The organism is Maridesulfovibrio sp., assembly GCF_965230075.1.
In the GTDB taxonomy this organism is placed as follows: domain Bacteria; phylum Desulfobacterota; class Desulfovibrionia; order Desulfovibrionales; family Desulfovibrionaceae; genus Maridesulfovibrio.
Window position 1 is genome coordinate 2,469,972 of record NZ_OZ245945.1, and the last position, 18,281, is coordinate 2,488,252.

At 47.5% G+C, this 18,281-nt stretch carries 11 protein-coding genes; 7 read left to right on the top strand and 4 right to left on the bottom strand.

Annotated elements, in window-relative coordinates:
- Positions 1 to 66 precede the first annotated feature (66 nt).
- A complete protein-coding gene (locus ACO05Z_RS11225; protein ID WP_421902268.1) occupies positions 67 to 420 on the bottom strand; it encodes a hypothetical protein in 354 nt (117 codons plus the stop codon).
- Positions 421 to 538: 118 nt separating this feature from the next.
- Positions 539 to 1,627, bottom strand: a complete 1,089-nt coding sequence (locus ACO05Z_RS11230) for an NADH:flavin oxidoreductase (RefSeq protein ID WP_421902269.1) — start codon at positions 1,625 to 1,627, stop codon at positions 539 to 541.
- A 140-nt stretch (positions 1,628 to 1,767) separates the two neighbouring features.
- On the opposite strand from ACO05Z_RS11230, the gene ACO05Z_RS11235 reads away from it, so the two are divergent.
- Both ACO05Z_RS11235 and ACO05Z_RS11240 read left to right on the top strand, forming a co-directional pair.
- Complete coding sequence (locus tag ACO05Z_RS11235) at positions 1,768 to 2,676, top strand: LysR family transcriptional regulator (protein ID WP_421902270.1); 909 nt, start codon at positions 1,768 to 1,770, stop codon at positions 2,674 to 2,676.
- Positions 2,677 to 2,829: 153 nt separating this feature from the next.
- Positions 2,830 to 3,156, top strand: coding sequence for a winged helix-turn-helix transcriptional regulator (locus ACO05Z_RS11240; RefSeq protein ID WP_421902271.1), 327 nt, complete (start codon positions 2,830 to 2,832; stop codon positions 3,154 to 3,156).
- A 115-nt stretch (positions 3,157 to 3,271) separates the two neighbouring features.
- Here the strand turns inward: ACO05Z_RS11240 and ACO05Z_RS11245 are convergent, their stop codons facing one another.
- Positions 3,272 to 4,144, bottom strand: coding sequence for a radical SAM protein (locus ACO05Z_RS11245; RefSeq protein ID WP_421902272.1), 873 nt, complete (start codon positions 4,142 to 4,144; stop codon positions 3,272 to 3,274).
- Positions 4,145 to 4,159: 15 nt separating this feature from the next.
- Positions 4,160 to 4,975: an SDR family NAD(P)-dependent oxidoreductase gene (locus ACO05Z_RS11250; protein WP_421902273.1), complete on the bottom strand. Its 816-nt coding sequence runs from the start codon at positions 4,973 to 4,975 to the stop codon at positions 4,160 to 4,162.
- 312 nt (positions 4,976 to 5,287) lie between these two features.
- Here ACO05Z_RS11250 and ACO05Z_RS11255 point away from each other — a divergent pair, with 312 nt between their 5' ends.
- The 5 genes from ACO05Z_RS11255 to ACO05Z_RS11275 all read left to right on the top strand — a co-directional run bounded on the left by ACO05Z_RS11255 (position 5,288) and on the right by ACO05Z_RS11275 (position 18,261).
- The gene (locus tag ACO05Z_RS11255; protein ID WP_421902274.1) at positions 5,288 to 6,124 is read left to right on the top strand and encodes a nitroreductase family protein; all 837 of its coding nucleotides are present in this window, start codon (positions 5,288 to 5,290) and stop codon (positions 6,122 to 6,124) included.
- A 109-nt stretch (positions 6,125 to 6,233) separates the two neighbouring features.
- Entirely contained in the window at positions 6,234 to 7,130 is an 897-nt protein-coding gene (locus ACO05Z_RS11260) for a phosphatidylserine decarboxylase (RefSeq protein ID WP_421902275.1), read from the top strand.
- A 702-nt stretch (positions 7,131 to 7,832) separates the two neighbouring features.
- Positions 7,833 to 8,915: a hypothetical protein gene (locus ACO05Z_RS11265; protein ID WP_421902276.1), complete on the top strand. Its 1,083-nt coding sequence runs from the start codon at positions 7,833 to 7,835 to the stop codon at positions 8,913 to 8,915.
- 41 nt (positions 8,916 to 8,956) lie between these two features.
- Positions 8,957 to 10,486, top strand: coding sequence for a TolC family protein (locus ACO05Z_RS11270; protein WP_421902277.1), 1,530 nt, complete (start codon positions 8,957 to 8,959; stop codon positions 10,484 to 10,486).
- Positions 10,487 to 10,488: 2 nt separating this feature from the next.
- Positions 10,489 to 18,261, top strand: coding sequence for an Ig-like domain-containing protein (locus ACO05Z_RS11275; protein WP_421902278.1), 7,773 nt, complete (start codon positions 10,489 to 10,491; stop codon positions 18,259 to 18,261).
- Positions 18,262 to 18,281: the final 20 nt, after the last annotated feature.

Genomic DNA, 18,281 nt, shown 5'->3' on the forward strand with positions numbered 1-18,281 from the left:
CTTTCTTCACACCACGTACCTACAATCTCACCAATAAAATCAGTCTGTTCAACTCAGTTGGAATACTCATTTGGTATGCGTGCCATAAGCAAAGTGATTATGCATGGCGAAATGTTCAAAGGACCCTTTCAAGGTTTCGGTCACCCTGACAGCCTTGATTCCCAATTCATAAGCCGATTTAATGTCATCGTTAACCGGACACTTCCTGCCTTCCTGACAGCTGAAGCAACCAATACAAGGGTTAAGCTCAAGTCCGGTAACCGAAACTAATTCAATTTCCGACCCTGCACTTTCGCAACCTTTGAGTACTTCATCCAATCCGGATTCCAACCTCACATTATGCCCGCTGATGCGCAGGCGGCTCAACTCTTCAAGCTCTTCATCGCTCTTGTTGATGATGTTCTTGATGGAAGCATACATACCGATGGAACGCACTTCCGGCAGATATTCGATGATCTTTTCTGCAATGGCTTTTAGCCGCTTTCCACTTAGACAAAAAGGATCGGCATTAACCAGATAGACCCGCTAAAATCTACTTCTACCCCAAAACACAGCTGTTAGGTTCGCTCAGCCAACATTTATTACAGGATACGCAACGGGGCTTGTAAGTTGCATCAGCCAGCCATTTGTTAATCAAGTCCGGCTCTGAAAGCAGCGGGCGGGCAATGGAAACGAATTCAATATCAGTTGATCCAAGGATTTCATTCATCATTTCAATAGACCGGTTACCGCCCATGAGAGTTACCGGGGCTTTTACCTCTGCTGCAATGGCAGCTGTGGCCTCACGGAAATATGATTGTTTGTCGCGGGAGTTGATTTTAGTGCGCGCAGGCATAAGCCCTTTGCCGGAACTTTCGTTGGTGGCACTGACTTCAAACATGTCCATACCCATTTCATCGAGACGCATAAAAACTTCCATAGCATCTTCAAGAATCAGCCCTTCCCCTTCATCCATAAAATCACTGAAGTTAAGCTTAATCATGACCGGGAATTCATTACCGACGCGGGAACGTATTTCAGAATAAACCTCATAGATAATCCGGGCGCGGTCATGGATACCGCCATTGTACTCATCGGTGCGGCGGTTGTAATAGGGAGTCAGGAACATGGACAGGAAATAGCCATGGGCCGCGTGGATCTGCACCCCGTCAAAACCGGATTTTTTGACGCGTTCGGCTGCATCACCGAATAGTTTTATGATCCGTGCAATATCTTCTTTTGACGCTTCATTGGGCATAAGTTTAGTAACCCGGTTCTCCACTGCGGAGGGGGCGAGAATGTTCATCTTTGCAGCATCAGGATGATGGGACTGGGAACCGCCGAAAACGATCTGCATGGCGATCTTGCTGCCTTCGGCATGTACTGCGTCGGTCATTTCGCGGTATCCATCAATGAAAGAATCCTCATATATTCCGGTCATGCGCGGGTTGGGCTGCTCTTCATTTGAAATATGGGAATATCCGGTCAGGATCAGCCCTACTCCGCCTTTAGCGAGATCGGTATAGGTCTGCATTATTTCGGGGGTCATGTGCCCGTCTGCCTTGGCGGCCTTCATCCAGACTGCGGAACGGATGAAGCGGTTTTTCAATTCCATGGAATTTATATGGGCTCTATCAAAAACGTTCATTGCAATTCTCCTTGCTACATTTGATTCATTGTCTGATCAGGGTTCTCACTGATTGATGTCTTGACATTAAGGAGAAGCTATCTACTTTGGAAATAATACAAATAGTGGAATGTATCAGAATTATTATAGGACAATAAAATATGATTAACCTCGAATGGCTCCGAACCTTCAAGACCATCTATGAAAAAGGCAGCATGACTGCCGCAGCCGAAGCTCTCTTTGTGTCCCAGCCGGGGGTCAGCCTTCATCTCAGCTCCCTTGAAGGACATGTAGGATATAAACTTTTCGAACGCGCCCCCCGCAAACTCATCCCCACCGAACGCGGCAAGCTGCTTTACAACGGCATAATTGATCCCATCCTCAAGCTGGAAGACATTGAGCAGAACATCCAGCAAACCACCAGCAAAGACAGACCGACTGTAACTGTGGGCATGTGCTTTGAAACATTTCAGGAGACTCTGGAAAAGTACGTCCACGAATTCGACTTCGACCTTATCCTTGAGTTTGCAAATTATGGGGAATTGCTGGACAAACTCGCGAAGGGCCTCATCGACATTGTGGTAAGTCCCCACAAGGGCAATACCAAGGGTATCAAATATACTCCGGTTTCACAGGAAAACATTGTGCTTGCAGCCGGTAAGGATCAGGACAGCGGACCGTTTGATTCAGCAAAAAAAATGAAAAAGGATGAATTGCTCAGCTGGCTCAAATCCCAGAAATGGTACGGCATCACCGGAGACAACGAGCACCTGAAACGGTTCTGGAAACTCAATTTTAAGACCCACCCGGATTTCCGGCCCAATTACATCGTGCCAAATATTCATTCTGTCGTGCGGGGCCTGTCCTCCGGATCAGGGCTGGCAGTCCTTCCCGACTTCCTCTGCCGGGAAGCAATTAAACAAGGCAATCTACGCATTATCTGGAGCGGTAAACAACCATTGACCAACACCCTCTTCCTTGCCAGCCGAACCCGTGCGGTAAATGAAGAGCAGATCCAAAAGATTGAGCTAATTTTAAAAAAGGAATTGCCGGAGCTTGAAAGTAATTAGCGCCAAGCAGAACAAATGTAATCCTGCTAAAATTTCAACCAATAATCCATTGACCATCATTCCTAGATCAGTCAAAATATAACTACTTACATAAAACACAAGTAAACTACTATTTTCTTGTAGTATCAAAAAATAGACTATTAAGGAATATCAATGGCTCACAAAACATATGACTGCAATAAAGGCTGCCCAGTAGAGGCCACTTTGGAAGTAATCGGCGGAAAATGGAAAGGTGCCATCCTCTATCACCTGCTGGACCGCCCCTACCGTTTCGGTGAACTGAAACGAACCATGCAGAACATCACCCAGCACATGCTCACCAAACAGCTCCGGGAACTGGAAAAAGAAGGAATTGTGCACCGCAAGGTATATGCACAGGTTCCCCCGAGAGTTGAATATTCCGTAACCGAATACGGTGAAACCCTGCGCCCCCTGATCATGATGATGAAGGATTGGGGCAAGAAGCATTTCGGACTTTAATTCAGATCACCGGATAGAGACACCATTTCTATCCGGGGTTAGTTTAAACAACAAAACGCCTGCTGCATTCGCGCAACAGGAGTTTTCTAATTCTTCAGATTAATTTTCCCAGCAACTACCATGCGTAGTTGTGCAGCACGTCCATTTTCGTAACCGGATTACCGATCATGGCACTCTCTATCTTCCTGAGGGAGGCCTCTTTGATGTCAGGAAACATGCCTTTGGAGGAGACTATGTTGTTGCCATGATCTCCCCAGTAAAAGGTCGGGAACTCCATATTCTCCAACAGATACTTCTCTTCCTCCAACATCTGAAGAGGCGTGGCCTGAATGAACTTACCAGCCCTGATTTCCTCTTCCAATTCGGTTCCCGGCTGCACAGTCAGAGCCATGGGGGCGATTTCTTCCGGCTTAAGGATATTAAGCAGTTCAACTGTCTTTTCAATATGCTCCCTTGAACGCTCCTTTCCACCCATGCCGAAGATAAAGGATGCCAGAACTTCAATCCCAGCTTCCTTGGCCTTGGCCATACCTTCGATGGCCTGTTGCGGGGTAAGGCCCTTCTTGACCCGTTCAAGGATTACCGGATCACCGGATTCCAACCCTGTATACGCCTTAGTCAAACCTGCTGCTTTCAGTGCCTTAAGGTCCTCAACGGACTTGCGCCTGAAATCATTCAACCCGGCATAAAGGGCGATCTTTTCGCACTCCGGAAAGGTCTCCTTGACCTTATTGATAATCTTTAAGAGCAGCTCGGTCTTCAAAGCCAACACGTTTCCATCCACAAGAAAAACTGATTTCACATTACGATAGAATCGTCTTGAATCCTCAATATCCTGAAAGATGTCTTCAAGAATCCTGATGCTGAACCGCTTATCGCGGAACATATTGCAGAAGGTGCATTTATTGTGGGTACACCCAAGGGTGGTCTGGATCAGCAGACTGTCCCACTCTATCCACGGACGATAGACTTTTCCTTCGAAACGCATATTCCTAACCTCAACCTAGTTTGAAAACCTATCCAATACAGACTCAATTACACTCACCACTTCCGCGCACTTTTGCGCATTCATTGCATTGGGATGGGGTGAGCTAAATCTTCCTGAATCATTGTCAAAATACTTACCTGAAGCATCGGCAAACTCTTCAGAAAGCGCTGCACGGCAAAGGATATCCGCACCAATACGCAAGTCCGCACCATCAACACCATAGGCTTCCTTAACCATCTTGCTGCCGAGCATGGATGCGGGGTTAACCGCCACAACCATCGGGCCTTCGTAACCAAGGGATTCCGCCATGGCTGCGGTCCACATGGTCAGGGCCAGTTTGGATTGGGCATAAGCCATACCGTCACTCTGTCCGCTCACCCCCTTTAAATCCTGCGGATTCAACGGAGCCTGAGCTGCGGAAGAAAGGTTGACCACCCTGCCGGAATTTCCAAGCAGCGGCAGAAGTTTCTTGGTCAGCAGATAAGGAGCAATGGTATTGACCGCAAAACGTAAGTCGAGATTATCCGGAGTCGATGTCGTAGACACCCGAAACACTCCGGCATTATTGATCAACACATCCAAACTATTGTGCTTTGCAGCCACTTCGGATGCCAGTTTATCCACCTCTGCCATGATTGAAAGATCCGCAACATAGCTTTCTATGAGAGAGCTATCTGCAATCGATGAGAGTTCATTAACAACCTTCTCCAGTTTTGCTGGATTACGTCCATGCACCAAAACTTTATGTCCCTGCGACAGGAGAATCTTTGCGGTTTCAAAACCGATACCGTCAGTTGAACCGGTGATTAAAATTGTCTTCTGCATCTTCATAACTACCTGCCTTGCTTTCTTAATATCAATTGTGAGCGGCTTAACCGCTGTACGTAGAAAGTATGATGTACATATCGAATATACAAGTAGGCAAAAAAAGATTACGTAGTATCAGAAAACTGAGAATTACGATAATTTAAGGACTTAAGCGCAAAAAAATATTCACCCTAGGGGTTATGCAGACTAGATAATGATCAGCAAGCAAATCTCTGATATTTATATGAGGACGCTAATCGAAAATTTCTCTATCAAAATAGAGGAAAACTTGCGCCCGGACTTCCATTAATTCAACGAACCATAAGGAAAATCAGTATGCTCAATTTCAAGATAAACGAGGACCGCTGCATCAGGTGCGGCAAATGTATCACTGACTGTCCGCCCATGTGCATTTCCATTCAGGAAGGTGATTTCCCGGTAATTCAGGACGAGAGCAAATGTTTGCGTTGCCAGCACTGTCTGGCGATCTGCCCTACGGCAGCAATCTCCATCATGGACATAGATCCGGACAACAGCATTGAGCTGCAATACGAACTGCCAACCGCGCACTCTATGGAAACCCTTATCAAAGGCCGCCGCTCCGTTCGCAAATACAAAAAGAAAGCTCTAGAAGAGAAGACCATCGCAAAGCTGCTGGAGACTTCCTTTCACGCACCAACAGGAGTAAATGCACAGGGAGTCTTCTTCACCGCCACAACCACAGCTGAAGCAACTGAAGAGCTACGCAAAGAAATTTACACCAAGGTAGGCAAACTGCTGAGCAATTCAGATTTTGACGAAAACGATATGCGCTTCCAGTACCTGCAAATGGCCTACGGGGCGTACACCAAACATGATGTAGATATAATTCTTCGCGGCGCACCCCATATCCTCATTGCCAGTGCATCCAAAAATGTCCCCCTGCCTAAGGAAGACTGTATCATCGCCCTGACAACATTCGATCTGCTGGCCCAATCCATGGGAGTAGGAACCCTCTGGGACGGCATGCTCAAGTGGTGCGTAGATGATTTCTTTCCCGAACTTGCCCGCAAGCTCGGAGTGCCTGAGGATCACCAAATCGGATACACAATGATCTTCGGCCGCCCTGCTGTACAATATCAGCGAACAGTACAGCGTACTCCACCGTCCCTGAATCTCGTCAGCAAATTCTAAATCACTAGAACGAAGGACTCATATGAGTCCTTCGTTTTTCCTTATTGCCGCCCCCCCCTTCAAGTGCTATCACTCGCCTCAAGCTAGATGAACAAACACGAGGCAAACTATGGATTATATAGAATACATTAATCGCGATTCAGGAGAACTGTGCAAAGAAACCGTTCCGGGTGAAGGATGGTTGAAATGGCTGTACCATAACCCCCTAGGCAAATTAGCCTTGCATGGGCTGGTTAAGAGAAAATTCATTTCCCAGTGGTATGGCAACAAAATGGACACTGCGGACTCTAAAAATAAAATCCCCGGATTCGTGAAAGAATTAGGAATTGATATGAATGAAGCCACCCGTCCGATGGAGGATTATGAATCATTCAATGACTTCTTCATTCGTGAACTCAAACCTGAAGCCCGCCCCATCGATAGCAATCCTGACGCCATAGTCTCCCCTGCAGACGGCAAAATACTGGCCTTTAAGAACATCCGCGGCCTCGATTCTTTCTTTGTGAAAGGACAAGAATTTTCCCTTGAAAAATTCCTGCAAAACAGCATGCTCAGTAAGCAATACGAAGGCGGCACCCTGTTAATCATTCGCCTTGCCCCGGTAGATTATCACCGTTTTCACTTCCCGGCTGAGGGTAAAATATCCGCATCAACTCTTATTAATGGTGAATACTTCTCTGTTTCGCCTTATGCGGTCAAACACATGCTCAACGTATATTGGGAAAACAAAAGGGAATACAGCGTCCTAAAAAACCAGACCGCAGGAGACATTCTGCTGTGCGAAGTAGGAGCGACTATGGTCGGCTCCATCGAACAGACTTACACACCGGACAGTGAAATTAAGAAGGGTCAGGAAAAAGGCTGGTTCAAATTCGGCGGATCAACTGTCATTATGCTTCTGGAAAAAGGAAAAGCACAAATTGATGCTGATATTCTTAAGAACACAGGCAACGGTTTCGAAACCAGTGTTAAAATTGGTGAGCATATCGCAACAATCTGTTCTTAATTTCCATAAATACGCCCCAAAAGGATTGCATGATCTCTCATGCAATCCTTATTTTTTGAACAACTTAAACACATACATTCAGCAATGCATTATTCCCTTGTTACAATTGCTAAATTATAATAAGGAGGGTCTTCACATTTTTATAGAAATAATATAAAAATATATACCTTGAGTGACACAATTATTTGCAAAACAACACTCATGATATTACCAATTTAATTTCACTGATCCGGGGAGGGAGTCTGTGAAAGATATCTTTATTAATTTTTTGGGCGTAATATGCTCAATATTTCTATTCTTTACGTACAAATTGAGACCATCAGCAACGGCTGTCCCTGTTTGTGAATGCAGGGAAGACCTCGCCTGCCCAGCACCTCTAAAAAGTACCAGCTGCAATTTTACCTTTCGGGAAATATCATTTTCACTCCACCAGTGCCGAGCTTGTGGGGGGATATCCGGACGCCCGCAGGATGCCTTCAAACAATTTCTCGCCACCGCTTCCAACGATGAAAAGGAAATGGTTTTAGGGGAATTCTACAAGCATATGCATAGCCCCATATAAGGCATTAAGGCCCGCCAGCTCTCAAAAAAACGTTTTATAAATTTTCTTTAGAACTTTTCATTTAATTATTTTTCTTTTATAGCGTTGAAGTGCCAAAGCGGCATTATTTTTCAGCTAAAAGTATAAGGAATTGAACCACAATGGCTTACAACAGCAATAAATATAGAATATATCTAACTTTATCCATCTTTGTACTGCTCGCGGTAATCGGAAGCGTAGTGGTTAGTTTTGCATTTCTGAAAACACTCTTTGCTACATCAGAAATAATCAACTCCATTATCCTAGTCGTGTTTACCGGAAGTGTGATTACAGCCTTCCGTTATATCTTTTCTGTACGCAGGGACATGAAGCTTTTTGCCGCTTTTACTGAATGGTGTGAAAGGCCGGAAGAAAGCACTTTTGAACTGGATGACCTGAACAAAGGGTTGCTCGGAAACGTCCTTGTTTCCATCGGTTGCTCCATCAAGGAAAATGGCGTCCTGATCGTTAGATCGTCCAGTGACAGCCGTTCCATTATAGAAAGCCTTGAACAAAATATTTCCTCTCGCTCTTCCTTGATCTCTTTTCTGAGCGGATTCCTTGTTCTGCTTGGCCTCATGGGAACTTTCCTCGGCCTGACACTGACCCTGCAATCAATGGGCGAGATCCTTTCAACCCTTGCTGGCGGTCTGACTGACTCCAGCGATACATCCATCATGCAGGTCATGATTCAGCTCATTGTTGAGCTGAAAAACCCTATGGCCGGCATGGGAACAGCTTTTTCAACCTCCCTGTTCGGTCTTGCCGGCAGTGCCGTTGTAGGTGTTTTGTCCATTCTTTTAAGCCGCATGCATGACCAGCTCAAACAGCGCCTTGAGAACTGGCTCAATGAAAAAACCGAATACGCCGCAAGCAAATCCGGTACAGCAGGGACAGTATCCCCGGATCAGGATCTGGGCAGCCAGATGGCCGCCATTTCCACCCAGCTGGAAAAAAACAACGAAGCTCTGCTTGAATCCCTTGAAAACACAAACAAGTTCCTGCTGAAACTGACTTTGCTCCAGCAACGCTCAGCTGAAGCAATCAATACTGTTCAGGATCAGTCCATGGAAACAACCAAAGAAATCGGTCTCGGTAACGAACTGACCGGAAGACTGATCAAAGAATCGCGCCAGATGGTCACTGCTTTGGAAAAAAGCATTGAGACCATGAACACAGTTAATGAAAAACAGCTAAAAAATTAAGCCTGTTATTAAATATTTTGGGTGAATATATGTCAGGGAAGATGATTAAGAAATTTGGGACAGCTTGCATTCTCTGTGCGCTTCTTACTTTCCAGAGCAATGTTTCTTTTGCTGAAAATTCCACACAAGGCACTCCTCCCCAGCCTACAATGGAAGACTCAGTAGAAACAGTCAACCTTTCAGGTCTGGAAAATAAGAACGAAGAGTATAAAAACGCTGAAGACATTGAATCCTTCAAACAGGGAGTCATCAAAATTGAAGACCCCGGCGAGAAAGGATCTTCCTTGCAGGAGAACAGCCCCAACGCTGCGAATGCAACAACCCTGACCCTCCAACACGCCTGTGAACTGGCTGTTGGCAACCATCCGCTGGTAGCTTCGTCCCGGTACTCTTTACTTGAAAAAGATGCCGAGTACGGCATGGCCCGTCAGGTATATATGCCCCGGATCGACTTTACTGCACAGGCCGGACCATCACACAACCTTGATACCGATACCACCAGCTACGGCCAGTCTTCCGTTGCCATGACCCAGACATTGTTTAACTTCGGCGGTCTGGATGACAGTGTGGACAGTGCCAAGATGAAGGCTGTAGGCGCAAAATACCGTCTGGCCCGTACACAGGAAGATATCGCCGCTCTTGCCATCAATTCTTACCTGAGCGTGATGCAGGCGCAGGAAACCCTGCTGGTCTACAACAACAGTTTGGAATTCTATAACAAACTGCTGAAGACTTTCTGGGAACGCTACAATGCCGGTATTTCCTCAAAGGCAGATGCCCGCAAGGTTGAAGTTTCACTGCGGTCCACTGAATCTCAGGTCACTGTCCAGAAGCAGCAGCTCAAAACAGCCAGACTACTTCTGGAAAACATCATCAAGCAGCCGGTCAATGAAGTTGAAACCGACATTGCCATGGCTAAAATGAACATTTCAGACACCCTTGAAGGGGCTTACGAAGTTGCCAAGGCCAACAACGTCAACCTCCGGGCCTATGATGCTGAGATTGAATCACAGAAAAAAGCAGTCTCCACTGTGGAAGCAAACTACTACCCTTCTTTCGGGTACAGACTGCAAGCCAAAAGTGAATTCAAAAAATACGATGGCTATGAAAATGCCCTTGACGCCCAGCTCACCGTTAACTGGAACCTCTTCAACGGCTATGCAACTGATGAAGGCGTAAAAAGGGAAGAAGCTGTCCTTAAAAGATTGCAGGCCACCAAGGAAGCCACTGAGCTTGAAGTCCAGAACATCCTTTCCGACGCCTTCAATGCCTACAAATCATCTGAAAAGGAATTCGAGCTTGCCCGTGATGCCTATGACGCAAGTATCAACCTCATGAGTCTCTATTTGAGCGAGTTTGATCTCGGCATCCGCACCCTGCTTGATCTCATCACTGCCCGTGAAGGGCAAACAAGCGCAGCTGTGCGCGAAGTAAATGCCCGCTATTCAAGGATTCGCGCGGCACTCAATATTTTCCTCGAACAAGGCCGACTCCCTGAAATTCTGGGCCTTCCCATTGAAGAAGTTCCTTTTGAAAACAGCAACTCTCTCTACTCTGCTAAAGGTGAATAATCATGGCTGACGCACAGAAAGTTTCTCCGTCAACAGTATACAATGTTCAAGGCTCCCCTGATGACTACAATTACGTTCTCAAGGGTGCCGACCTAATTCTGGTAAACAAGCAGACCAATGAAGAGCAGGTATTCCTCTTTGTCGGTAACATCATGAGTCTCGACGGACAGGTCAATATGGAATTCTCCAACGGCCAGTCCCTTGATTCCCCGAATCTGTTTCAGCGTTCTGAAATGCCGGACATGGATAAGCAGGACGAAGAAGCCCCGGAATGGGAAGCTGTAACTGATGATTCCACCCCGTCAGAAGACGAAGAAGGCAACTCCGATGACGGTAACCTTGGAGAAGGCGACCTCTTGGGCGCTCAGGCCGCACTCGTAACCGACCCCACCGACGACATCCTCAAGACCCAGCAGCGCATGTTTGATGATATCAACAAGTTCGCGCAGCAGGAAAGTCTTTCCAGTACTCCGGAGCCGATTGAGAAGTTGGAAAGTAAAGAGAATGAGCAGGATGAGAAGAAAGATGACGAGAAAGAAGAAGAGATAACAGAAGACGATAAAACCGGCCAAGACAATAAAACCGATGCCAATAACGAAAACAGCGGAAAGGTAACTATCGCCCTTTCGCAGGAATCTGAGTCCGGTATTAAAGAGACTGACAGTGACACCGGTGAGACCAAATTCAAAGAAGACGGAATCACCAAAAACACTGACCTAAAAATTGAAGGTACTGCCGACCCAGATACCAAGCTGAATATTTTCATGGACGGAACAAAGGTAGGGGAAGCCACTGCAGATAAAGACGGTAACTACAGCATTACCATAACAGGTGTTGCTGAAGCTGAGCATGAGTTTTTTGCCCGCATAGCAAACGACTCCGGTGAGAGTGCTCCCAAATCCAGCACCCTAAAAGTTGAAGTTGATACTACAGCACCTACTCTCAATGACGATGCTACTGCAGATTCAACTTCCAAAGTTACCTTCGCAGAAGATGCCGGTAAAATTTACACCAACCAGAACCGCCCGCTCATTGAAGGTACTGGCGAAAGCGATACTATCCTGACCATTACTTACACCAGTACGGACGGTTCGGTTACAGGGACTCTTAAGGATATTACCGTAAACAGCAGTGGTAACTGGAGCTACCGTTTCCCTGAAGGCAGTGAGCTTGCAGACGGAACTTACACTTTTACTATAGCTGGGCAAGATGACGCTGGTAATGCCTTGACTACAACCCAACAGATTCAGAATGTAGTGATCAAGACATCTTTCACTACTGGTGCAACTATCAGTCTCGACACTGCATCAGATTCCATGGGAACCCATGCTGATGCCACAGCAAACGATAAAATCACTAATGAAACTGACTTAAAACTGACCATCAGCAACATCAGCACAGATGCACGTCAGGTAACAGTATACCTTGCTAACGCTGACGGAACCAAAACCGAACTTGGAACTGCAAGCCTGAATGCGGCTAAAACTGCGTGGAATTACACTGTAGACAACAGCAAGATTCCGACAGATGGCACATACACTTTCATGGTTGAAGCTATGGATGTGGCAGGTAATGTTTATCAGCCAGCTTCCAGTTTGCCTGTTGAAATCGACCGCACTGCTCCTACTGAAGGTTTAGATATTGATCTTGACGCCGACAGTGATTCACAAGACCACCGCGCTGAGCTTGGCAACAAAACAGACAACTACACCCATGGAACCGAAGCAAGCGATCCAGACGGTGCTGGAATTCTGCATATCAGCGGAACAGGCGCCGGATCAGCAGGCCGCGTAAACCTTTATTTCGAAGACGCCAGCGGTAACAAAACTTTAATCAACACTGGCGGTTATATTCAGGCAGAAGCAGACGGCAGCTGGAAATACAACCTTGATGCTTCTACTTACGGCAAAGCTGGTGCAGAGCAGCTCAAAATTGTTGCTGAAATCACAGACGTAGCAGGCAACATTGAAAGCGCAGACCTAACCGTAACTGTAGATAACACCGCCCCGGTAAAATCCACCATCACCATTGATGGCCTTGATGCCGCTAAAATTTCACACGACTCTGATGGATACTCCGCGACAGTAAAAGGAGACTCCCTAACTCTCACAGGTAAGATTCTGGAAGGTGCGGATGACGTAATAGTTACCCTCTACCGCAAGAATGCGGACGGTAGCGTTACCGAAATTGCACACAGCCAAGCTGACGGCGGTGGACTCCTTTCCATTACCGAGTCCGGCGGATCAATCAACTGGTCCTACGATGTTACCGGACTGGTGCATGGTGATGAGTACTCATACTACGTCACTGTGGAAGATGCCGCAGGTAACGTAAGTGACGCATCCGAAACCTTCACTTTTACTTCCGACCAGCAGATATCCACCCCGACCATTGCGCTTGATGCTTCCAGCAACACCATCGGCGGTCCAGGCACTGTAGGCGATAACATCACCGGATTCATGAAAGACGGTTCCGGCACTAAAGATACTGACGTTGAATTCAAGGTAACCGGTGACCATGATGATACCATCAGCGTCTATGTCGTAGATGCTGCCGGGACTCACACCATCAGGGTTGGCGGCGTGGATTACAAAGCGACTCTGGTTGGTACAGCCAAAAACGGCCAGACTGTTTCCTTTGATGCTTCCGCCTATGAGAATAACACCACAGACCTCCAATTCATCGCAGTTGCTGAGGATGAAGCCGGTAACACTGCCACTTCAGCAATTTACCCGGTAACCATTGATGATGAAGCGCCTGTGGTCGGCGATATTGAAGTTGAAGACGCAGCGAGCCTCGGTCTTTCCGATGTGGATAATGAAACCAACGCCACTAAACTGACCCTGACCGGAACACTTCAGGAAGGTTCAGACAAGCTTGTTGTGCGCGTATACGACGGCGTGGATGGCGCAGGCAATCCCCTTTACATCGGAGATGCAACCATCACCAACACCGGAAGCGGCTATGAATGGTCATTTGAGGTTGGTCACGACACAGACTCCGCCAAATACATTTCTGAGGGCGAACATAACTTCAAAATTGTTGTTGAAGATTCCGCTGGCAACCAGACAACTGTTCCGTCCAGCGACACTTTCGACATCAACATCGACCGCACTGATCCGGTCATTACCGCGGCTCTCGGTACTGGACTGGATACCGGACGCGGCGGTTCATACACCGATGACTGGATCACCAGCATTGACGATAACTTGAGCATCGATGTTAACGCCAGTGAAGGCGCGACCATCACCGTTACTGTGAACGGTAACGTGTTCACCCATATTGTCACCGATGCGGAAGCTGCTGCGGGCAAGATCAGCTTTGATCTTTCTTCACTCAGTCTGGACAACAACAAGCTGAATCTCGGTAACAACGATGTTGTTATCAAAGCCACCGATCCTGCGGGTAACAGCACTACCCTGAACAAGACTCTGGTAATCGATAACAAGGTCGATACCGATACCAGCACAATTAGACTGGCTGCGGGGTCCGATACCGGGGTCAGTGGTGACAATGCCACCAGTGACCATACCCCGACTATGCAGGGGGCAACTGAAGCCTATGCCCTGGTAGAACTGCTCATCAAGGGTACTGATAAATTTGGAAACGACGTTGAATACGCTGAAAGCGTAACTGCCGATAAAAACGGAAACTGGACCATTACTCCGGACAACGCCATCCCCGACGGCAGCTATGACGTCACCGCCAAAATCACTGATATTGCAGGCAATACCGGAACAATCAACCTTGACTCCCAGCTTGTAATTTCATCCAATCCCACGGCTCCGGTCATCTCCATGACTGAGGACACCACTGCCAAGTACTTTGGTACGAACACTGATCAGGACTGGGTAACACGCGATTCCGACCCGGATTTCAATATCCAGAAGGACGTTGGAACCAAGCTTGTAGTCACCGCCACCAAAGCGGGGGACTCTGCATTTTCATTCAGCCAGACATATGATGATGCCGGCGAGCTGGCTGCGGACCATATTGATATGTCCACTTCTCTGGCTGACGGCACTTACACTTTTACTTTCACCACCACCGATGCCTACGGAAACCCCACCACTACAACCAAAACCATTGTCATCGACTCTGAATACGACTCTGACGACCTGACTTTGGCAATGGATGCAGGTTCCGATACCGGGGAAACCGACATCGGGGTTAATGACATCATCCTGACCAAAGACTCTACCCCTGAACTCACAGGTAAAGCGGAAGTCGGCAGTAAGGCCAAGATGATGATCATGAGCTTTGACAGCGAGGCAGAGCTGAATGCCAGCGTTGATCCCACATCCATGAATGATGATCAGCTGCGCTCTTTCATGGAAACCTACAAAGCATCTTTAATCACCGATGTAACCGTCGGCAGTGACGGAAGCTGGGTGGCTACCCCCAACCTCACCGACGGGGACAAGTACTATAAGGTTATCATCGTCTCCGAGGATCAGGCGGGTAACGTTGAAGCTGAATCCATATCCATCAACCTCGACACACAGGCTCCCACTGCCCCGGCAATCAACCTGACCGAGGATGACGGCGACATTTACCCCGATGCTGCCCTTGATTCCATCACTGACCTGACCCCGCGTCTGGCAGGTACATCCACCACCGAAAGCGGTGTAACCACCATCGTTACCATTACGGATAAAAGCGGAACCGAGGTCCTGAAATTTGATGTCAGCACAATCGCTGATGCCAGCGGTAACTGGGAATACCATTATGGACAGGGCAGCAATAATCCTTACCTACAAGGCGGGGATTATACAGCCACTATTACCAGCACAGATAAGGCCGGGAATGTCAGCAGCGACACTAAAGATTTCAAGATTCTGCAGGACCTTGCAGCCAAGCCCACAGTAGAACTGGCTGCCGATGACGACACCAATATTGTCGGCGACGGCGTAACCAGTACCGCCCTGCTTGCAGCAGACACCAAGCTGACCCTGACCGGTACTGCGGTGGCATTTCAGGAAGTCAAAATTTATGACAGCAGCGACAATCTGATCGGAACATCCAAATCCGGTGAGGACGGGGTCTGGACTTACGACTTCGATACCAATCCTTCGGGCGTGAATGTCTACTATGTTGTTGCCAATGGTAAACGATCCGATAATTATACCCTCAACGTAGATAACTCCACACCGGACCCCACTGCCGGACTGAAAAACGATACCGGAACCGATGGAGACTGGATCACAAATGATCCGACCATTGAAGGTAATGTTGAAGCAGGCAGCACAGTCAAAGTAAGTGCCGAAAGGGTTTACGAGCTGACCGACAACGGAAACGGAACATACTCCTACACTGACAGTTCCGGCGCCAGCCACACCATCAATGCGGCTGATAAAACTGTTATCGACGGCAAAAACTATTTTGTAAGCACTGAGAAATACACATACACTGTGGACTCGGATAACATTAAGAGCGACGGCTCCTATGAAACCGGGGAACTGGCAACCATCCTGAACGGAAAGGACGGCCAGTACCGGGTTACCGTAAACTCCACAGACGTTGCAGGTAACAGCAGCGAACTCGTGATTCCGAATGTGCTCGAACTGGACACAACCATCGATAAACCGACCATCGGTATCAAGGCCGGAGATGACTCCTACCTTGCACCTGATGCTGACGGCGACATTGTGAACAGCAGCGGCACCAAAGTCGGCTCTTATGCAGACCTGCCCAGCGGATTCCGAAATCCCAGTGTGGCCTACAATGAAGATAACATCACCAATGACCGTAATCTGGTCCTCACCGGGGACGCAGAGGCAGGAGCCACTGTTGTTATCTCCATCACTCTGGACGGCACAATCACTAAATACACCGTGACCGCCAAAGCAGACGGAACATGGGAATGCACCCCCGGCAACCTTGCAGACGGTAACTACACTGCATCAGTCACAATTACCGATACCGCAGGCAACACCTCCACCAGTGACTCGCTCTCGTTCGAAGTGGACCTCAGCCCCACCCGTTCCGCTTATATCGATCTTGCAAATGATGACGACACATATACCAACGACGCCACCCCTCAACTGAACATTATCGGGGATACCGGAGCGGCTTATGTCCTCTACTATGTAGACGGAAGTACTGGGGATTTGACTGCAGTTAAAAACGGTACATTTTCAAATGCATACCAGAGCTACACAGTTCCCGATGCAAGTGCCCTTGCAGAAGGCGACCACAGCTACAGGCTGGTTACCGTGGATGCTGCGGGTAACGTTCAATCCACAGATTACACCATCCATGTAGACCTGACCCCGCCAGCTGCTGCGGAAGGTGTTACTTTCAGCCGTATCGATGAAACCGGCAGTACTCCCACAACAGTCAACACCTATGTTGAGCAGACAGGCAAGGTCGTCAACATCCACACCAACGACAACACCACAGACCTGATCGTTAAGACTGCGACAGGAACTTCTCTGGTGGAGCTTGTCAGGTCTGACGGCCAAGTCATCGCCAGCGGTTCAGTCAACGGTTCCGGTAACGCTCTCTTAGATTTGACCACCAAAGACCTGAACATCATCGATGACGGCAGCTATACTTACACCCTGAAATTTTACGATGCAGTGGGCAACCAGCTGGATGCCAACAACGTAACCGTTAACCTCGTTGTTGATACTACCGACCCCACTGTCACCATGGACATGTCCAGCAGTTCCGACCGCGGTTTCAATGAAGAAGTCGGGTCAATTCTGACCAGCGGTGAGACTTTTACCTTTGAAGGTAAATTCACAGAAGACAGGTCCATCAACTATACTACTGAAATGGCCTATCTCATTGTCATCAGCAATGGTGTGGACACATGGACATACAATTCCTTGGACAGTGCAAATCAGGATAGTCATATCCAGAATATCACTGTAAATGCTGATGGAACTTACCATTTCGATTTTGTTGACAATGACTCCACGAATCCGCTTGATGATGGAAACTACAATGTAAGCATCAAGGCCATTGATCAGGCAGGTAACACTTCGGATGCTTCGACTGTTGATTTCCAGTTGGACAACAACGATATCAACCAGACCCAGCTGACCATGAATGCAGATGTTGTCGGTTCCAAAAGGTATATATCTCTGGAGCAATCTCACTATACCGGAGACAATGATCCTTCGACCACCGACACTCACTATAAATATGAACTGACCCTTCATGACACTGACGGCAACACTACACAAACAAGTTCCGGTGACCTGACCGAGGGAGATAATATCGAACTCACTTTCAGGGACGACTCCAGCACTTACGATTATGCCGAAGTCAAAATCACGGACAAAGCGGGTAACGAATCGGAATCACAATACATTGATCTCGACAAAAGTGACCTGAACTACAGTGCTGATCTCGGAAATGACTCCGATGTAGCTTCAGTGAAGGCCAGTCTGTATGTGGACACCAACAACAACGGCATTGTTGATGCTGGTGACACCGTTTATGATGGCTTTCAGGATGTTACGGTTAGCGATAACTGGAGCAAAAATTTTGGCTCCTCCCTTGCTGAAGGGAACTACGTGCTTCAACTCAAGGGTTATGATTCCGGTGGAACAGCCATCGACTCCTCAAAAACTGAATTCAGTTTCAGCCTTGACGACATGGATACCGGAACAACCACTGACGACATATTCACAAGCAAAAGTGATCAGGATTTCAACGGGGCCAAGGAAGGACTGGGTGGAGATACAACCGACACCACTTCCGGAACCCATACTGTGGTCGATGTGGAAGTGCATCACGACCATATTGATTTTAACATTTCATAAATTGTAGATATACGATTTTA

Excerpts from the sequence above, each read along its gene's own strand:
- ACO05Z_RS11265 (WP_421902276.1), top strand. The coding sequence starts at position 7,833 with ATGGCTTACAACAGCAATAAATATAGAATATATCTAACTTTATCCATC.
- ACO05Z_RS11275 (WP_421902278.1), top strand. The coding sequence starts at position 10,489 with ATGGCTGACGCACAGAAAGTTTCTCCGTCAACAGTATACAATGTTCAA.
- ACO05Z_RS11245 (WP_421902272.1), bottom strand. The coding sequence starts at position 4,144 with ATGCGTTTCGAAGGAAAAGTCTATCGTCCGTGGATAGAGTGGGACAGT.
- ACO05Z_RS11260 (WP_421902275.1), top strand. The coding sequence starts at position 6,234 with ATGGATTATATAGAATACATTAATCGCGATTCAGGAGAACTGTGCAAA.
- ACO05Z_RS11240 (WP_421902271.1), top strand. The coding sequence starts at position 2,830 with ATGGCTCACAAAACATATGACTGCAATAAAGGCTGCCCAGTAGAGGCC.
- ACO05Z_RS11255 (WP_421902274.1), top strand. The coding sequence starts at position 5,288 with ATGCTCAATTTCAAGATAAACGAGGACCGCTGCATCAGGTGCGGCAAA.
- ACO05Z_RS11230 (WP_421902269.1), bottom strand. The coding sequence starts at position 1,627 with ATGAACGTTTTTGATAGAGCCCATATAAATTCCATGGAATTGAAAAAC.
- ACO05Z_RS11250 (WP_421902273.1), bottom strand. The coding sequence starts at position 4,975 with ATGAAGATGCAGAAGACAATTTTAATCACCGGTTCAACTGACGGTATC.
- ACO05Z_RS11225 (WP_421902268.1), bottom strand. The coding sequence starts at position 420 with ATGTATGCTTCCATCAAGAACATCATCAACAAGAGCGATGAAGAGCTT.
- ACO05Z_RS11235 (WP_421902270.1), top strand. The coding sequence starts at position 1,768 with ATGATTAACCTCGAATGGCTCCGAACCTTCAAGACCATCTATGAAAAA.
- ACO05Z_RS11270 (WP_421902277.1), top strand. The coding sequence starts at position 8,957 with ATGATTAAGAAATTTGGGACAGCTTGCATTCTCTGTGCGCTTCTTACT.